At 70.7% G+C, this 15013-nt stretch carries 17 protein-coding genes; 6 read left to right on the forward strand and 11 right to left on the reverse strand.

What is annotated here, in order from left to right; all coding sequences use genetic code 11:
* Positions 1 to 17 precede the first annotated feature (17 nt).
* Complete coding sequence (locus C1I98_RS21290; protein WP_111169193.1) at positions 18 to 308, forward strand: hypothetical protein; 291 nt, start codon at positions 18 to 20, stop codon at positions 306 to 308.
* Positions 309 to 379: 71 nt separating this feature from the next.
* A complete protein-coding gene (locus C1I98_RS21295) occupies positions 380 to 1648 on the forward strand; it encodes a serine hydrolase domain-containing protein (RefSeq protein WP_111169194.1) in 1269 nt (422 codons plus the stop codon).
* A 70-nt stretch (positions 1649 to 1718) separates the two neighbouring features.
* On the opposite strand, the gene C1I98_RS21300 is transcribed toward C1I98_RS21295, so the two are convergent.
* The 6 genes from C1I98_RS21300 to C1I98_RS21325 all read right to left on the reverse strand — a co-directional run bounded on the left by C1I98_RS21300 (position 1719) and on the right by C1I98_RS21325 (position 7941).
* A complete protein-coding gene (locus C1I98_RS21300) occupies positions 1719 to 3395 on the reverse strand; it encodes a carboxylesterase/lipase family protein (RefSeq protein ID WP_233508046.1) in 1677 nt (558 codons plus the stop codon).
* A gap of 281 nt (positions 3396 to 3676) precedes the next feature.
* On the reverse strand, positions 3677 to 4378 hold the full coding sequence (locus C1I98_RS21305) for a methyltransferase (protein WP_111169195.1): 702 nt from the start codon (positions 4376 to 4378) through the stop codon (positions 3677 to 3679).
* A gap of 74 nt (positions 4379 to 4452) precedes the next feature.
* A complete protein-coding gene (locus tag C1I98_RS21310; RefSeq protein ID WP_111169207.1) occupies positions 4453 to 5244 on the reverse strand; it encodes an SAM-dependent methyltransferase in 792 nt (263 codons plus the stop codon).
* 69 nt (positions 5245 to 5313) lie between these two features.
* Complete coding sequence (locus C1I98_RS21315; protein WP_111169196.1) at positions 5314 to 6378, reverse strand: DUF5753 domain-containing protein; 1065 nt, start codon at positions 6376 to 6378, stop codon at positions 5314 to 5316.
* Positions 6379 to 6602: 224 nt separating this feature from the next.
* Complete coding sequence (locus tag C1I98_RS21320) at positions 6603 to 7319, reverse strand: hypothetical protein (protein ID WP_111169208.1); 717 nt, start codon at positions 7317 to 7319, stop codon at positions 6603 to 6605.
* 91 nt (positions 7320 to 7410) lie between these two features.
* Positions 7411 to 7941: an SH3 domain-containing protein gene (locus tag C1I98_RS21325; RefSeq protein WP_111169197.1), complete on the reverse strand. Its 531-nt coding sequence runs from the start codon at positions 7939 to 7941 to the stop codon at positions 7411 to 7413.
* Positions 7942 to 8322: 381 nt separating this feature from the next.
* On the opposite strand from C1I98_RS21325, the gene C1I98_RS21330 reads away from it, so the two are divergent.
* Both C1I98_RS21330 and C1I98_RS21340 read left to right on the forward strand, forming a co-directional pair.
* The gene (locus C1I98_RS21330) at positions 8323 to 8634 is read left to right on the forward strand and encodes a hypothetical protein (RefSeq protein WP_199537098.1); all 312 of its coding nucleotides are present in this window, start codon (positions 8323 to 8325) and stop codon (positions 8632 to 8634) included.
* A gap of 365 nt (positions 8635 to 8999) precedes the next feature.
* On the forward strand, positions 9000 to 9920 hold the full coding sequence (locus C1I98_RS21340) for an LLM class flavin-dependent oxidoreductase (protein WP_111169198.1): 921 nt from the start codon (positions 9000 to 9002) through the stop codon (positions 9918 to 9920).
* A gap of 10 nt (positions 9921 to 9930) precedes the next feature.
* Here the strand turns inward: C1I98_RS21340 and C1I98_RS21345 are convergent, their stop codons facing one another.
* On the reverse strand, positions 9931 to 10677 hold the full coding sequence (locus C1I98_RS21345; protein WP_111169199.1) for an ABC transporter permease: 747 nt from the start codon (positions 10675 to 10677) through the stop codon (positions 9931 to 9933).
* The gene (locus C1I98_RS21350; RefSeq protein WP_111169200.1) at positions 10674 to 11618 is read right to left on the reverse strand and encodes an ABC transporter ATP-binding protein; all 945 of its coding nucleotides are present in this window, start codon (positions 11616 to 11618) and stop codon (positions 10674 to 10676) included. The genes C1I98_RS21345 and C1I98_RS21350 overlap by 4 nt, the downstream gene beginning before the upstream one ends.
* 67 nt (positions 11619 to 11685) lie before the next feature.
* On the opposite strand from C1I98_RS21350, the gene C1I98_RS21355 reads away from it, so the two are divergent.
* Positions 11686 to 12309 (forward strand): TetR/AcrR family transcriptional regulator, encoded by a 624-nt coding sequence (locus C1I98_RS21355; RefSeq protein ID WP_111169201.1) that lies wholly within the window; start codon positions 11686 to 11688, stop codon positions 12307 to 12309.
* On the opposite strand, the gene C1I98_RS21360 is transcribed toward C1I98_RS21355, so the two are convergent.
* The 3 genes from C1I98_RS21360 to C1I98_RS21370 are packed head-to-tail and all read right to left on the reverse strand — an operon-like array spanning position 12300 to position 14401.
* The gene (locus C1I98_RS21360; protein ID WP_199537099.1) at positions 12300 to 13277 is read right to left on the reverse strand and encodes a threo-3-hydroxy-L-aspartate ammonia-lyase; all 978 of its coding nucleotides are present in this window, start codon (positions 13275 to 13277) and stop codon (positions 12300 to 12302) included. The two genes, C1I98_RS21355 and C1I98_RS21360, sit on opposite strands and share 10 nt — an antisense overlap.
* Before the next feature lie 48 nt (positions 13278 to 13325).
* Entirely contained in the window at positions 13326 to 13652 is a 327-nt protein-coding gene (locus tag C1I98_RS21365; RefSeq protein WP_111169203.1) for an FKBP-type peptidyl-prolyl cis-trans isomerase, read from the reverse strand.
* A 53-nt stretch (positions 13653 to 13705) separates the two neighbouring features.
* Positions 13706 to 14401, reverse strand: a complete 696-nt coding sequence (locus C1I98_RS21370; RefSeq protein ID WP_199537100.1) for a MerR family transcriptional regulator — start codon at positions 14399 to 14401, stop codon at positions 13706 to 13708.
* 87 nt (positions 14402 to 14488) lie between these two features.
* Here C1I98_RS21370 and C1I98_RS21375 point away from each other — a divergent pair, with 87 nt between their 5' ends.
* The gene (locus tag C1I98_RS21375; protein WP_111169205.1) at positions 14489 to 14956 is read left to right on the forward strand and encodes a DUF6194 family protein; all 468 of its coding nucleotides are present in this window, start codon (positions 14489 to 14491) and stop codon (positions 14954 to 14956) included.
* Positions 14957 to 15013 lie beyond the last annotated feature (57 nt).

A 15013-nucleotide genomic window follows, 5' to 3' on the forward strand; every position in this document is an offset into this window, starting at 1 on the left:
GCCCTGAAGGGAGTCCGATGCGACCACTCGAAACCCCGCCGCCGGGCGCCGCCGCCCACGAGCGGGTCCTCGCGCATGCCGAGGTGCTGCGCGGCGATGTCCGGGCGCTCGGGGAGTGCGCGGAGCGATTGCGCGCGGTCCAGGAGCGGCTCGCCGCGAACGGCTTGGCGCCGCGGTGGCTGGGCGAGTCGGTGGCCGCCCATCTGGCCGCGTGCGCGGTGGCCGCCGCCGACCTCGACGCCGCCGCCGCGCGCCTCACCGCCTACGCGGCCCGCCTGGCGCGGGAACACCGCGGCCGGCGGACATGACGGCAATCATGAGCGAGTGATGACTTTGTGGACTGTCCCCGCCGCGGCCCGGTCCGACATGCTCGGTCACCATGAAGAGGCTGTCACGCACCACGCAGTTGATCGTGGCACTCGGCGTCGCGGCGATGGGGCTGCACGCCGTACCAGCCACCGCGGACACCGGCCCAGCGCTGGATCGCAGGGCGCTCCAGCGTTCGGTGAACGCCGTTCACGAGGCCGGGATGTACGGCGTCTACTCCGAGGTCCGCGACGGGCGGCAGACCTGGGCGGGCGCGGCCGGAGTCGCCGACGTCGAGACCCGCCGGCCGGTCCACCCCCGCATGGCGCACCGGATCGGCAGCATCACCAAGTCGTTCGTCACGGTGGCCCTGCTCCAGCAGGCCGAACGCGGCACGGTCGATCTCGACGCGCCCGTGGCCCGCTACCTCCCCGGCGTCCTGCCCGCCGACCGGGCCGGCAAGACCACCGTCCGAATGCTGCTGAACCACACCAGCCACCTCGGCGACTACATCGCCGCCGCCTTCCCCTCCTTCCTTGAGGGCTCGCCCAAGAGCCTCGACGACAACCGGTTCCGCACCTTCAGCCCATGGGAACTGGTGGAGTTCGGGCTTTCCCGCCCCGTGACCGGAGCGCCGGGGGCGCTGCCCGGCAGCTACTCCAACACCAACTACATCCTCGCCGGGATGCTGCTGGCCAAGGTGACCGGCCGGTCGGCCGAGGAGTACATCACCCGCCAGGTGATCCACCGCGCGGGCCTGCGGCACACGTACTTCCCGCGCTCGCCGTACATCAAGGGCCCGCACTCCAAGGCGTACGAGGCGCTGTTCGGCTGGATCGACCCGCCGCGCGACTACAGCGTGTACGACATGTCCTGGGGCGGCACGGCCGGCGCCGTCGTCTCCACCATGGACGACCTCAACCGCTTCTACCGGGCGCTGCTCACGGGCCGGCTGATCGGCCCGGAGCGGCTCGCCGAGATGCGCGAGACCGTCCCGGTGCAGGTCGGCGGCCTCGCGGCGATCGACTACGGCCTCGGGCTCTATTCCATGGATCTTCCCTGCGGCCGGTTCTGGGGCCACGACGGCGGTGTCTTCGGCATGCTGACCATGTCGCTGAGCAGCGAGGACGGCGGTCGTCAGGTGTCCTTCGGGCTGAACCTCAGCAAGTACCAGAAGATCGGCGACGACGGCCTGCCGCTCCCGCACCCGGTGGACGAGGCGATGGTGAACCACCTGCTGCTGAGCCTGTGCGGCACCTCCTCACCGCAGGCCAGGACCACCGCGCCGGCGTTCCCGCTCTTCCCGACCCAGGACTTCCCGGTCAAGCGGACGTCCTCCTGACACTGACATGACGGCGAACGCCCGGCCGGTGGTCCCGGCCGGGCGTTCGGCGTGTGGACAAAGGTGCGGATCAGTGCCCGTAGGCGGCGAAGCGGTTCCAGAAGCCGCAGTTGTGCTGCTCGCCGATCTCCCTGGTGAGCTGGCTGTCACCGGCGGGAGCGAGCGACATCACGGCAGGGTCGTGGCGGGTGAAGGGCTTCCAGAGCGGGGTGCCGTCCACGGTCGGGTTGCCGGTGTGCGCGAACCCGGTCCACTGGGCGACGATCTGGGCGGCGAACGCCTGCTGGTTGGCGGTGAGCTGGGCGCCGGCCGGCGGCGACAGGAACTGGTTGAGCACGACGTGGAAGGCGCCGTTCGGCTTGGTCTTGTCCAGGAAGCTGGCGGGCGGGGCGTCGGCGTTGTCGGTCTGGTAGGCGAACACCTTCAGGTGCCGCGACATCCGCTGGTGGTTCAGCAGCGAGGGGCAGACGGAGTTGGAGTCGGCGACGATCGTCCGGTAGGCGATGAAGTGGGAGGGGGCGGGGAAGCGCTTCATCGGGTAGAGGGCGAACACCTGCGGGGCCCACTTGCCGTACTGCTCCTTGACCAGCCGCTCGTAGTCCTCGGGGCTGTTGGCGGAGGCGAGCTGCACCTCGTCGCGGTCCACGCCGTGCATCAGCGTGACGTCGTTGACCCGGCCGGTGGCGAACGCCTTGGCCGGCGACATGGGGAGGGTCTTGCCGTCCACGATGGGGGCGATGGTGCCCTTGTCCGGGCCTAGGCCGTTACCGGACTGTTCGAGCAGCTTCGCGACCGGCACCGCGCGCAGGCACTCGGCGGCCCGGCGGGGGTCGGTGCAGCCGAGCGCGGCGGCGAACCGCTGCCCGGTCCGGTGGGCCTCCTTGGCCGAGGGCAGTTCGGACTTGCAGTCCTGCGCCTGCCAGGAGGTGTTGTTGCCGAGCAGGGAGTTGTACTCGCCGCTCTGCGCGATGCCCTTGTGGAACAGCCCGCGCGCGGTGGGCGACGCGGTGTTGGCGCAGACGCTGGACCCGCCGGCCGAGGCACCGAAGATCGTCACGTTGCCCGGGTCGCCGCCGAAGGCCGCGATGTTGCGCTGCACCCAGCGCAGCGCGGCCTGCTGGTCCTGGATGGCGTAGTTGCCGGAGTTCCTGCCGAGGTCGTCGTGCGCGAGGTAGCCGAAGATCCCGAGCCGGTACCGCACCTCCACCGAGACCACATTGCCGGTGCGCACCAGGTGACTGCCGTCCGCCGGCCGGCCGAACCGGAAACCGCCGCCGTGGATCTGGACCATCACCGGCAGCTTCCGCACGCCGGCCCTGGCCGGCGCCCGGACGTTCACACTCAGGCAGTCCTCATTGGTGGAACCCGCGCCCAGCCCATCGGACTGCGGGCAGTTCGGGCCCTGCTCGGTGGCCTGGAGCACTCCGTTCCATCCCGCGTGGGGTTCGGGGGGAGCCCAGCGAAGGTCGCCGGCCGGCGCGGCCGCGTAACGGATGCCCAGCCAGGAGTTGACGCCGTCCGCGGTGGTGCCGCAGACCTCGCCCTTGTCGGTGCGTATCGTGGTGCCGGGCGCGCACCCGGGCGCGGCCTGCGCGTCAGCGGAGGTCTGGGAGTCGGCGGACGTCGTCTGGGGGTCGGTCGGCGGGGCGGGCTCGGCTAGTGACGGGGCAGTGGTGAGCGTCAGGGCGGTCACGGTCGCCGCAGCGGTCACCGCCACGCCGAACCAACGGATTCTGTAGGATTTCACACGGCCTCCCTTGCGTGGTGCTCCCCCGTGGCCCGTGATCCTCCGCCTGCGGAAACGTGGTACGCAGAGGTCCTGATCACGGACGCACTGACCATAAAGTGCGTTATGTGCGCCCGGATAGCGGTCACAGATGCAGATATCGGTCAACGGTCGCTTGGCAGCGGCCACCCGACCCTCCGCGTCGCCGAACGGGCGGGTGGGTGCGGCGGGTGGTCCACGGGTGATCGCAAAGGGAACGGCGGGGAAAGACCGCCTGAATCCTTCCCCGCCGGATCTCGTGGCTATTCAGCCGCCGAGCCTGCCGCCCTGCGGAACTCGAAGATCTCGAACTCGACGTCCTGCTCCGATAAGCGCCGTTCGGCGTGTACGAGGACCATCTCCAGGTCGCACTCCTTGGCCAGCCTGGCCAGCAGGGCGGTGTTCCCGACGTCGGAGAAGCCGAGCAGCAGCCGGCCGCCGGGGGTCAGGTGGGCCGGTCCTTCGCGCAGGTACCGCTCGTGCGCGCGGTAGCCGGGGTCGAAGAACGCGTGATGCAGGCCGGTGTCGTCGATGAAGTCGGGTGGGGCGTCGACGAAGTTGGAGTTCCAGAAAATCGCGTCGAAGGTCTCGTCCCGGCCGAGCCCGTCGAAGAGGTCGGCGCGCAGGACGCGGACCCGGTCGGCGACGCCGTGCCGTACCGCGTTGCGGCGGGCGTTCTCCACGGCGAACGCGTTGATGTCGATGGCGGTGACCGCCCGGCACCCGGACAGCGCGGCGGTAACCGCAGTCACCCCGGCGCCGCACCCCATTTCCAGGAAGGTTCCGCCGACTGGATATTCCAGCCATGTGGTGAACAGCCCGGTGGCCGGCGTGCAGGCCGGTGAGAATACATTCGCCAGCAGATCCCACTGCCGGTCGTGCAGGGTGAACACCGTTGGGCGGTCGGTGTCCTCGGCGTTTTTCCGGTGCAGGTACTCGCCCCGGGCGATACCGCGTGCATTCATGATCGACCTCGATTCTCGCCGGAATTCCCGTTCCCGGCGAGTATCGCAGCCCTTTCCGCACGGGCAAGATCGCCTTATCGGCGCCGGGCCACGCCGCCCCATGCGTCGACCGGCACCGACGGGCCGAAAGGACTGTCGTCGGGCCGCCATTTTTGAAGTTGCACCACGCCGGGCTCGATCAGTTCAAGGCCGTCCAGGAAACGGGCGATCTGCTCGGGCGTGCGCAGGTGGTAAGGGAGCGATCCGGTCTCGTTGTACCGGCGGATCGCCTCGACGTATCCCGGGTCGGTGTCGGTGCCGTCGTAAATGGCCAGAAAGCCGCCCGGCGGCAGGGCCGCCGTCAGGCGGTCCACGATCGAGCGGGCGGCGTCGTCGCCGGGCCCGGTCACCGGGAGGTGCCCGAGCACGCCCATCAGCATGATCGCGACGGGCCGGTCGAAGTCGAGTTTCGTCTTCGCGGCGCGCACGATGGTGTCGGGGTCGTTGAGGTCGGCCTCGATGTAGTCGGTGCTGCCCCGGGGGTCGGCGGTGAGCAGCGCGTGCGCGTGCGCCAGCACCATGGGGTCGTTGTCGACGTAGACGATGCGCGCGCGCGGATCGACGCGCTGGGCGACCTCGTGGGTGTTGTCGTGGCTGGGCAGGCCGGTGCCGATGTCCAGGAACTGGCGGACGCCCAGCTCGTGGGCCAGGTACCGGACCACGCGGGCGATGTAGTAACGCGACACCCGGGCCATGTCGACGATTCCCGGATAGAGCCCGGCGAACACGTCACCGGCCTGCCGATCGACCGGGAAGTTGTCCTTTCCCCCCATCCAGTAGTTCCAGATGCGTGCGGAGTGCGGCACCGACGTGTCGATCCCCGACATCAGATCCTTCTCCGCCTCGCGCCAGTGGAAGACCTGCTCATCGCCGCTCACCGCAATCCCCCTGGGCCGTCAGATGAGGAACTCCCGCAAGAACGCCCGGCTTTCCGGTGGCCGCAGCGCCTCGATGGCCGACCGGCTCAGCACCTGACTGAAATGATTGACGTCGGCGGCATTGTCGAGGTATAGCCCGCCGGTCAGGTGTTCGAGATAAACGATATCGGAGAACTCACTTTCCGGAAAGCGGAGCAGAACGACGGGATCGCCGGCCGCCGTGCCGCCGCTCGTTTTCTGGGGCAGCACCTGAACGGTGATGCCGGGCCGCTCCGAACTCCGGATCAGCGAAACCACCTGGGCCCGCATGATCGCGCGGTCGATGGGCGCGCGCAGCGCGGCCTCGTCGATTATCGCCCAGAGTTTGGCGGAGTTGGATTTGCTCAGGATGGTCCGGCGGCGCATCATCAGGTCGGCCCGGCGCGCGAGCGACCGCGCCGGGAGCCCGGGCCGGTCCAGTCGGAGCGCGGCCATGGCGTACTCCCGGGTCTGGAGCAGCGCCGGAACGCGGTGCCCGCCGTAGACGCGGATGAGGTTGGCCGCCGACTCCAGGCTGAGGCACGGCTCCTCCCACTCCGGGACGACGTCCCGATGCCCCGCCCGCCACCAGCCCGTGGCGACGGACCGCCTGGCCATGGCCAGCGCGCCGGTCTCCCGGCGCGCGTGCCGCGATTCGCGGTCGGCCGTGCGCGGGGTGCCGCCGCCCGCGTGCACCCGCACGCGGGCGGCCCGCCTGGCCGCGTCCAGGGCGGCGTCGGCCGCCTCGTGCCTGGCCTTCCACTCCTCAAGGGCGCCGATGGCCGCCGGGTCCAGCCCGGCCTCCGCCGCGAGCACGTGCAGGACGGTGATGAACGAGGCCACCCACTGCCAGCGCGGCAGCCCCCTGCGCCGCCCGGTCAGGATGTCGTGGGTCGTGGACACCCGTAGCGGCTGCACGGCCGGCCTGGGCCCGGCGTAGGGGGCCTCGCAGTGCTTGGACCTCCGCTCCAGCTCCGCATATGTGGGCGGGCCCGCCGCGCACCGCGCCCGGTTCAGCTCGGCGATGAATTCGCGGAGAGCGGGCGCGTTCGCGCCGTCGGACATAACATAGATCCATTCGGTTGTCTGGGGGCGGACAAGGCGGTCGCCGTACTCGGCGGAGAGCAGGACGAAGCCATGGTGTCACCCCGAACCACATCACGTCCAATAAAAGGCGTAAATGCCGTCCAGAACATCCGAATTATGCATGAGTCCGCAAAATCTGAAGCTATTTTATTTTCTGCGGCGACGATGCGGCGGGCCCACCCGCTCCGCTCAGGTGGCGTTCGTCACCAGTTCCAGTACGACCGCGCCTCCGACTTCCAGGGCTTGGGGAAGTACTGCTGAATGATGAAGGCCATGCCCTTGCCGCGCGCGATGTGCTGGTCGCGCTCCAGCTTCTTGGTGATGGGCCCGCCGGGCTCCCCCTGGTTGTCCCACCAGGACTCCCACTGCTTGATGCAGGTCTCGCCGCGCAGGTAGCGGTTGGAGCAGGGCGCGGGCGGGTGCCAGATCTGGGTGTGGCCGAAGTCGACCACCTTGCCGGACGACTGCTCGGTGATCTTCCCCCACGCCTTCAGGCAGTACGCCTCGCCGGGGATGTCCCACTTCGCGTAGTGCTGCCGGCCGGAGGAGGCGATGGTACGGAGATTTCCGCACGTGGCGTCGCCGATCTGCTCCTTGGTGACGCGGACCGTGTAGTACGTGCCGTTGTCCCGCCAGCCGTCCAGCATGACCCAGTCACCGGAGTGAATGAACTTCTCCGCGCTCTTCGGCGGCCACTTCTTCGGGTCGCCCCAGCTCACCTCCGACGTATCGGCCGACAACGGCTTCCACGTCCACTGCCCCGCCGCCTGGCCGTCGGCCCAGTGCTGACCGGCGCTGCGCTGCATCATCCGCGAGTACTCGCCCCAGTTCTCGGCCACCGCGGCTTGGGCCGGGGCCGCCGGCACCGCCGTGGCCGTCACGGCCGCCAGCAACGCCGCCCCTAGGTAAGCGAACTTCACGATCACACTCCTCGATAGGTCGGATGACCATGCAACCAAGGAGTGCCGGTCGGTTCGCCGCTCTTTCAGGAATTGCGAACCATCGGACGCCTCAGGGCGTGCCGCAGACGGGTCGCCACCACTGCGGCGACGGGAACACCCAGCCTTCCAGGCCGTGATCGCTCGTGACGTACCAGTACCTGGCGCCGGAGGCGTTCTCGCGAAGCCGTACGGTGAGGATCTCGCCCCTGCGGAAGTACTCGCCGGTCTGCGTGCCCTGCGGATCGCGCACGGACAACGTCTGCGCGGTCACCTCGAAACGGTCACACGGCCTCGGCGGGCCATCGGGTCGCGGATCCGCGACCCGGTTCGCCGCCGGCACCGCCACCCCGGCCGCCACCGCGCCGGCGAGCAGCAGCAACCACAGGCCCCTCGGGCGCGGCGCACGCGTAGGCCGGACAGCGGGCGGCGGCGAACCCTCAGGCGGCCGCTCCCCCTCCATCCGGTCATCGGGCCCACCGGGATCCCGGGCCGTGGCGGTACTCGCGCCCGCCCCGGACCGGCGGGCGGTGGCCTCGGCCTTCTGACGGGCGGCGAGGTAGGCGAGGTGGTGCCGCACCGGAATCCGGGCGCGATCGAGCATCGCGCGTAAGGTCTGATCCGGCGGGATATGTCCCTTGAGATAGCGCGACCAGGCGCTGTCGGAAATACCGAGAATTTCGGCCTGTTCGCGTTGCGTCCTTTTCTGGGTTATCCGCCCTAGTTGCCGAAGCAACTCCACGAGTTCCCGCTGCGCGTCCGGCGGATCAGGCCCCTCGCCGCCGCTCCCCGGCCCCGGCCTCGCCGTCCCGCTCATCCCGCTCCCATCCCGTTTGTGGTGAGGAAACCGCAGGTGGACGCCCGCATGGGAAATCCCGTCCTTCCCACGTCCCACAAACCGTGACGACGGATTTCCCTGACAGAAATCGTGCCCTATGCGAGCCCCTCATCGGGGGCGGAACGAAACAGAAAGGAAGATGGTTTGATGACGGTACGTAAGAACATCGCGCGGCTCACATTGGGCGCCGGCACCCTCGTCGCCCTGCTGGCCGCGTCCACGGGGGTGGCCCACGCCGGAGGCCCGTACCCGTACGCGGGCAACGACGACATCGGCCGCCGCCTCACGGTGTGCGCGAACGACCTGCTCGTCCGCGGCCCCAACAAGACCCTCCTGCGCGACCAGACCTTCACCGTCCAGAGCTTCAGCGGCCCGGACAAGGAACAGGTGTACGGCTTCGCGTACGGCTACGTCAACGACCACGGCTGGGGCGAGAACGGCTGGTTCTGCGACGCCTGACCCCGAATCCACACGTCCCGGCCGGCCGCGCACGGCCGGCCGGGACGCCGATCGGCGTCACGGCGATCTGGTCGCGGACGTCCTCGCCGAGCGCGCCGTCCAGCGCGTCCGTGATCGTGGCGACCAGGCGGGCCGGACGCCGACCGGCGTCACCTCCGACCGGCAGCCCGCGATCACGGCATGGCTCGCCCCGCGCGCGGCGGCCCGGCGAGCGGCACTGGCCCCGCTGACCCCGGAGCAGCGGCGGGTCTTCGTGGACACGCTGCTCGCCTGCGAGGCCGCGGCCTGCGGCGACCCCCCTGACCGACCTGCCGACCGCCAGGCCGAGGCGATGGCCGCCGGGCCGGTTCTTGTAAGGTTCGCGCATGCGGCTTGCCATCTCGATCCCACAGACCGTCGGCCCCGGCCCGTTCGATCCGACAGCGCTGCGCGCCTACCTCGCGCGCGCCGAAGAACTCGGTTTCGAGGGCGCATGGACGACGGAACAGGTCATCGGGTCGCACCCGCACCTCGGGCCGCTGGAGACGCTGAGTTTCGCGGCGGCGTGCACCACCCGGATCCGGCTGGGCTGCGCGACGCTGATCAGTTCCGTGCACAGCCCGGCGCACCTGGCCAAGACCATCGCCACGCTCGACCAGCTCAGCCTGGGCCGGCTGGACGTCGGCATCGCCATCGGCGGCCGCAGCCGGATGCTCTCGGCCTTCGGTGTGGACCCGGACACCTTCGTCGCCCGGTTCGCCGAGGGGCTGCGGCTGATGAAGGATCTGTGGACCCTGCCCCGCGTCGACTTCGAGGGGCGGTTCTGGCGGTTGCAGGGCGCGGCCATGGAGCCCAAGCCGTACCAGCGCCCGCACCCGCCGATCTGGTTCGGCGGCGGGCACCCGAACGCGCTGCGGCGCGCCGTACGGCTCGGCGACGCCTTCATCGGCGCCGGGTCGGTGACCACCGTGCAGTTCGCCGAGCATGTCCGGATCATCCGGGAGGCGCTCGCCGAACAGCGGCGCGACCCCGCCGGCTTCCCGATCGCCAAGCGGGTCTACATCGCGGTGGACGACGACGCGGAGCGCGCCCGCACCCGGATCGCCCACGCCCTGGACGACCACTACGGCTACGCCGGGCGGCCCGGGCTGGCCCCGGTCGCGGTGGCCGGCACCCCCGGCGACTGCGTGGCGGGCCTGTGCGCGGTGGTCGAGGCGGGCGCGCAGATGATCGTGCTCAACCCGCTCTTCGACGACCTTGAGCAGATGGAGCGGCTGGCCACCGAGGTGACCCCGGAGCTGGGCTGACCGGCGGTTCTCAGACGTCGCGGGCCCGGAGGGCGACGTGGCCCGCGATGCCGACGACCGCCGCAGCCGCGACCAGTACGGCGAGCCCGACCCCGGGGGCGACCATCCCTTCGGCCGGGACCACCGTGTACGCGGCCTGACCGGCAGTGATCGGCCAGAGTGCGGCGAGCCGGTCGCCGAATGCCGGGGCGAGGGCGGGCACCAGCAGGAGCGCGCCGACGAGTACGGCCAGGCCGCCGGTGGCCGATCGGGTCAGCACGCCGACCGCCACCCCGATGAGCGCGATGAGCGTCAGATAGAGCACGCCCCCGGCGAGCGCGCCCGCCACGCCGGGATCGCTGAGACCGGCCATCGGCAGGCCGGTCCCGCCGAGCATGAGCTGCACGACGGTGAAGCTGACCAGCGTCGTGACCAGGCCGGTGACGAACCCGACCGCGGCGACGACGACCATCTTCGCGCCGAGCAGCCGGGAACGCGCGGGGACCACGGCGAGGCTGGTGCCGATCATGCCCGTGTCGTACTCCGGCGTGACGCTGAGCGCGCCCATCATGCCGATGATGAGCTGCGCGAACAGGAAGCCCTTCAGGGCGAGCGCGGTCGGGTCCCAGCCGGCGGGCGGCTCGGCCGGGGGTGCGCCGAGCAGGTCGAAGGAGCCGACCACGCCGAGCACGACGCTGGAGAGCACCGCGCTCACGGCCGCGATCCAGGTGCTGCGGACACTGCGGAGTTTGGTCCATTCCGAGCGCAGGATGTTCATGCCGCGTGGCCTTCGTGATCGGTGACGTCGTGGGTGAGCCGCAGGAAGACGTCCTCCAGGGACTCGCGGACCCTGGCCAGCTCCTCCAGGGCGATCCCCTGCGCGGCGGCGATCTTGCCGATGGTGGCCGGGTCGGTACCGGTGACCAGCAGGCTCGGGCCGGGCGCGCGCTCGAACGCGACGCCGTGCCGGCTCAGCGCGTCCGCCAGCTCGATCAGCTCCATCGACCTGACCGTGACGGCGTGCGAGGTGTGGGCGCGCACGAAGTCCTCCAGGGAGGACTCGGCGATGAGCCGGCCCCGGCCGATGACGATGAGATCGTCCGCGGTCAGCTCCATCTCCGACATCAGGTGGCTGGAGAACAGGATCGTGCGGCCCTCCCCGGCCAGGTCGCGCATCAGCGTGCGCATCCAGCGGATGCCCTCGGGGTCCAGGCCGTTCAACGGTTCGTCGAGCACGAGTACGCCCGGGTCGCCCAGCAGGGCCGTCGCGATGCCGAGCCGCTGGTTCATGCCCAGCGAGAACTCCCCCGCCCGCCGGTTGGCCGAGCCGGTCAGCCCCACGAGGTCCAGCACCGCCCCGACCCGCTCGCGGCCGAGACCCGCGGTCTGGGCGATGGCCAGCAGGTGGTCGAACGCGGTGCGGTGCGGGTGTACCGCGCGGGCGTCCAGCAGCGCGCCGACCGCGCGCGAGGGGTCGGCGAGTTCGGAGATGTGCCGGCCGCCGATCGTGATGGCGCCCTTCGTGGGCCGGGTCAGCCCGAGCAGCATCCGCATGGTCGTGCTCTTGCCCGCGCCGTTGGGGCCGAGGAATCCGGTGATGACGCCCGGTGCGGCGGTGAAGGACAGGTCGTCCACCACGGTCGTGGTCCCGTATCGCTTGGTGAGGCCCTGCGCCCGGATGCCGGCGGCCAGGGCTCCGGGTGGTGGTGAGATCGGCATGTGTGCTCCCTTCCGAAAAGCACACTACACGGTGTAGTTTAGAGATTTCTGAGAGAAGAGTGGGAACATGGGGATGGTGAGAACGGGCCCGCAGACGCCCGGCCGGCGGCAGCGGTCCGAGGGCAAGCGCACGGACATCCTGGCGGCGGCCACGGCGCTGTTCGTCAGCGACGGATACGAGCTCACCAGCGTCGATGCCATCGCCGCGCGGGCGAAGGTGTCCAAACGCACGGTTTATGACCACTTCGGCGACAAGCAGGCCCTCTTCCTGAGCGTGCTCGTGCGGGTCAACGAGGCCGTGGTGGCGACCGTGCGCGCGGCGATCGACCAGGAGCTCACCGAAGGACGCGACCTGCGCGAGGCGCTGACGGCCTTCGCGATGCGCGTGGCGACGGAGGCGTTCCCATCCTCCGACTACGTCACCTTCCGGCGGCTGACCTCCCACGCGTGGCCGACCCCGCCGGTGCCCGCGAGCGCGCACGAGCAGCCCGAACGCATCCTGGAAGACCGGTTCGCCAAGCTGGCCCGGGACGGCGAGATCCGGGCGGGCGACCCCCACTGGGCGGCGCGGCACTTCACCGCGCTGACCATCCTGCTCGCCCTGGACGCGCTCCGGGACGACCCGGCGGGCGCCGACATCCCCGCGATCGTCGCCAACGGGGTGGAGGCGTTCCTTCGCGCCTACCGCTGACCTGTGTGCGCGCCGATGAGTTCGGTGAACCGCCGGGTGTCGATGTTGCCGCCGGAGGCGATCAGGCCGACCCGGCGCGGCGCGCCCGGCACGCGACCGGCCATCAGTGCGGCCAGGGCGGTGGCCCCGCTGGGCTCAAGGACGATCTTCAGGCGTTCGAAGGCGAACCGCATGGCCACGACGATCTCCTCGTCGCCGACCAGGGCGACGGCGTCGGCCAGGCGCTGGTTGACGGCGAAGGTGATCTCGCCGGGAGTGGCCAGGGCCTGGCCGTCGGCGATCGTACGCGGGACCGGGATGGTGACCCGCCGGCCGCTCTCCAGCGAACGCTTGGTGTCGTCGCCCTCCTCCGGCTCGACGCCGATGACCCGGATCGCGGGGTGGAGCGCCTTGGCGGCGATGGCGCTGCCGGCCATGAGACCGCCGCCGCCGACCGGCACCACCAGGGTGTCGAGCTCGCCGGTCTCCGAAAGGAGTTCGAGGGCGGCGGTGCCCTGACCGGCGATGACGTGCGGGTGGTCGTAGGGCGGGATGAGGGTCAGGCCGCGGTCTTCGGCCAGGGCGCGGCCGAGCGCGGTGCGGTCCTCGGTGTAGCGGTCGTAGGTGACGACCTCTGCGCCGTACCCGGCGGTGGCCGCCACCTTGGAAGCAGGCGCGTCCGCGGGCATTAGGATGACCGCGGTGGCGCCCAGTTCACGCGCGGCCAGGGCGGTGGCCTGCGCGTGGTTGCCCGAACTGTACGCGGCGACGCCCCTGGCCAGCCGCTCAGGGGCGAGCCGGGAGACGGCGTTGTAGGCGCCCCGGAACTTGAAGGCGCCGACCCGCTGGAAGTTCTCGCACTTGACGAACACCTCGGCGCCGGTCAGGGCGTTCAGGGTGCGGGAGGTGAGCACGGGGGTGCGGCGGACGACCCCGGCGAGTCGTCCGACGGCCTCGCGAACGTCATCGAACGACACGGGTAACGGCATGACCATGCCCCTCCTCCGTCCCGGGGCGCCCGGCACGCCCGACGCCGCCTAGTCGATCTTGATGAGTTCCACCTCGAACCGGAGCGTGGCATTGGGGGGAATGACGGGCGGATAGCCATGCGCCCCGTACGCGTAGTCGGACGTGCAGACCAGGACCGCCTTCTCCCCGACCGACAGCTGGGGCACGCCCTCGTCCCACCCCTTGATCACTTTGCCCACGCCGATCTTCGTCTTGAACGGCGCCCCACGATCGCGGGAGGAATCGAACTTCTTGCCGTCTTCGAGGGTCCCGACGTAGTGAATCGTCACTTCGTCCCCCTGCTGGGGGAAGTTCTCGCCGTCTCCCGGAGACAGGCGTTCTATCGTGACACCCATGCGTGCCGCCTTCCGCTAGATGATCAGCGTCCAGAGTACTTGCCGAACGCAGGCTATCCGGTCGAGGGTGGGAGAAGGGCGCTGAGGGCGGCGGCGCCGTCGAGGAGGGCCTTGGAGCGGGCCGTGATGCCGGCGTCTCTGGCGTCCAGGGCGGCGGTGATGTCCGCGGATCTGCGGCCGAGGCGTAGTTCCGGCATCAGGGCCCGCAGCGGCTCGATGCGGTGGCCGGCCTTGCGCAGCTGGTGAACGATCCGCGCGTCGCGCACCTGGGCGGGGGTGTACCGGCGTGTTCCCCGCACGGGGTCGCGGTCGGGGACGACCAGATCCTCCGCGTCCCAGTGCCGCAGGGTCGAAGGGCGCACGCCGAGAGCGGCGGCGAGTTCGGAAACGCTCATCGAGTCCGAGGCGCGTACGTCCTCGATCGGCTCGCCGGAGATCGCCTGGGCGGCCTCCCTGGCCTGCCGGAGTTCGGTGCGCTCGGTGTCGAGCCTGGCGTGCGCGGCGTCGAGCAGGGCGAGCACCTGGGCGACCGGGGACCGGTGGACGGCCCGGACGATCTTCCTGGCCTCGGCCGGGCCCACCCCCGCCGCGAGGGCGCGGTAGGCCAGCGCGGACCGCACGTGCACCTCCGCGTACCTCCGGTAGCCCGTGGCCGTACGCGTCGCGGGCGGCAGCACACCATCGCGTTCGAGATTGCGGACCTGCTGGACGGAGTACCCCGCCCGCCGCGCGACATCGACGGTCCGCATGCCCCCCGATTTGAGACCTGACAAGCCGAAGCCCCTTCGTCCACGCTGCTAAGTCTCCACAAGCACCTCAATGCAACGCTAGAGCACATGACCATGGAAGAGATCATCGGCTTCGTGGCCGCCCTCGACGGCGTCCTCACCCTCAGGCCGCAGCCCGGCGACGGATCCCCGGAGATCAGTTGGGGCGACACGTACTTCTACTACGCGCCCGACGGCGTCACCCCTGTCAACGTCCAGCCGTTCGCGACGGTCGTGACCAAGAACTACCCCGGCGACGAGACCTCACGTCTGGAGCGCCCGGACGTCTTCCGGGTGAACATCGCCACCGGGAAGGAGGAGTTCGTCCGCTGGACCGGGCACACTCCACGCGAACCGGCCACCGGCCAGGACCCCGGCGCCACCGACACCCTGATCGCGCACCCCCTCTACGGCACCATGGGCTGGCTGGCGGTGCTGAACCCGGGCCCGCGTACCGAGGCGACCACCCGCGACCTGCTGCGCACGGCCTACGACCTGGCCCGCGCCCGCTACGAACGACGCGCCGCCCCGAACTGAACGGTGATGGACAGGCCGCCTTCGGGGCGGGCGGCGGCGGTGAGGGGGGCGTGGTGG

The sequence above is a fragment of the Spongiactinospora gelatinilytica genome, assembly GCF_003236385.1.
GTDB classification, from domain to species: domain Bacteria; phylum Actinomycetota; class Actinomycetes; order Streptosporangiales; family Streptosporangiaceae; genus Spongiactinospora; species Spongiactinospora gelatinilytica.

Excerpts from the sequence above, each read along its gene's own strand:
- C1I98_RS21370 (WP_199537100.1), bottom strand. The coding sequence starts at position 14,401 with ATGCGGACCGTCGATGTCGCGCGGCGGGCGGGGTACTCCGTCCAGCAG.
- C1I98_RS21310 (WP_111169207.1), bottom strand. The coding sequence starts at position 5,244 with ATGTCGGGGATCGACACGTCGGTGCCGCACTCCGCACGCATCTGGAAC.
- C1I98_RS21340 (WP_111169198.1), top strand. The coding sequence starts at position 9,000 with ATGCGGCTTGCCATCTCGATCCCACAGACCGTCGGCCCCGGCCCGTTC.
- C1I98_RS21295 (WP_111169194.1), top strand. The coding sequence starts at position 380 with ATGAAGAGGCTGTCACGCACCACGCAGTTGATCGTGGCACTCGGCGTC.
- C1I98_RS21290 (WP_111169193.1), top strand. The coding sequence starts at position 18 with ATGCGACCACTCGAAACCCCGCCGCCGGGCGCCGCCGCCCACGAGCGG.
- C1I98_RS21330 (WP_199537098.1), top strand. The coding sequence starts at position 8,323 with ATGACGGTACGTAAGAACATCGCGCGGCTCACATTGGGCGCCGGCACC.
- C1I98_RS21375 (WP_111169205.1), top strand. The coding sequence starts at position 14,489 with ATGACCATGGAAGAGATCATCGGCTTCGTGGCCGCCCTCGACGGCGTC.
- C1I98_RS21355 (WP_111169201.1), top strand. The coding sequence starts at position 11,686 with ATGGGGATGGTGAGAACGGGCCCGCAGACGCCCGGCCGGCGGCAGCGG.
- C1I98_RS21325 (WP_111169197.1), bottom strand. The coding sequence starts at position 7,941 with ATGCTCGATCGCGCCCGGATTCCGGTGCGGCACCACCTCGCCTACCTC.
- C1I98_RS21360 (WP_199537099.1), bottom strand. The coding sequence starts at position 13,277 with ATGCCGTTACCCGTGTCGTTCGATGACGTTCGCGAGGCCGTCGGACGA.
- C1I98_RS21345 (WP_111169199.1), bottom strand. The coding sequence starts at position 10,677 with ATGAACATCCTGCGCTCGGAATGGACCAAACTCCGCAGTGTCCGCAGC.
- C1I98_RS21365 (WP_111169203.1), bottom strand. The coding sequence starts at position 13,652 with ATGGGTGTCACGATAGAACGCCTGTCTCCGGGAGACGGCGAGAACTTC.
- C1I98_RS21350 (WP_111169200.1), bottom strand. The coding sequence starts at position 11,618 with ATGCCGATCTCACCACCACCCGGAGCCCTGGCCGCCGGCATCCGGGCG.
- C1I98_RS21305 (WP_111169195.1), bottom strand. The coding sequence starts at position 4,378 with ATGAATGCACGCGGTATCGCCCGGGGCGAGTACCTGCACCGGAAAAAC.
- C1I98_RS21315 (WP_111169196.1), bottom strand. The coding sequence starts at position 6,378 with ATGTCCGACGGCGCGAACGCGCCCGCTCTCCGCGAATTCATCGCCGAG.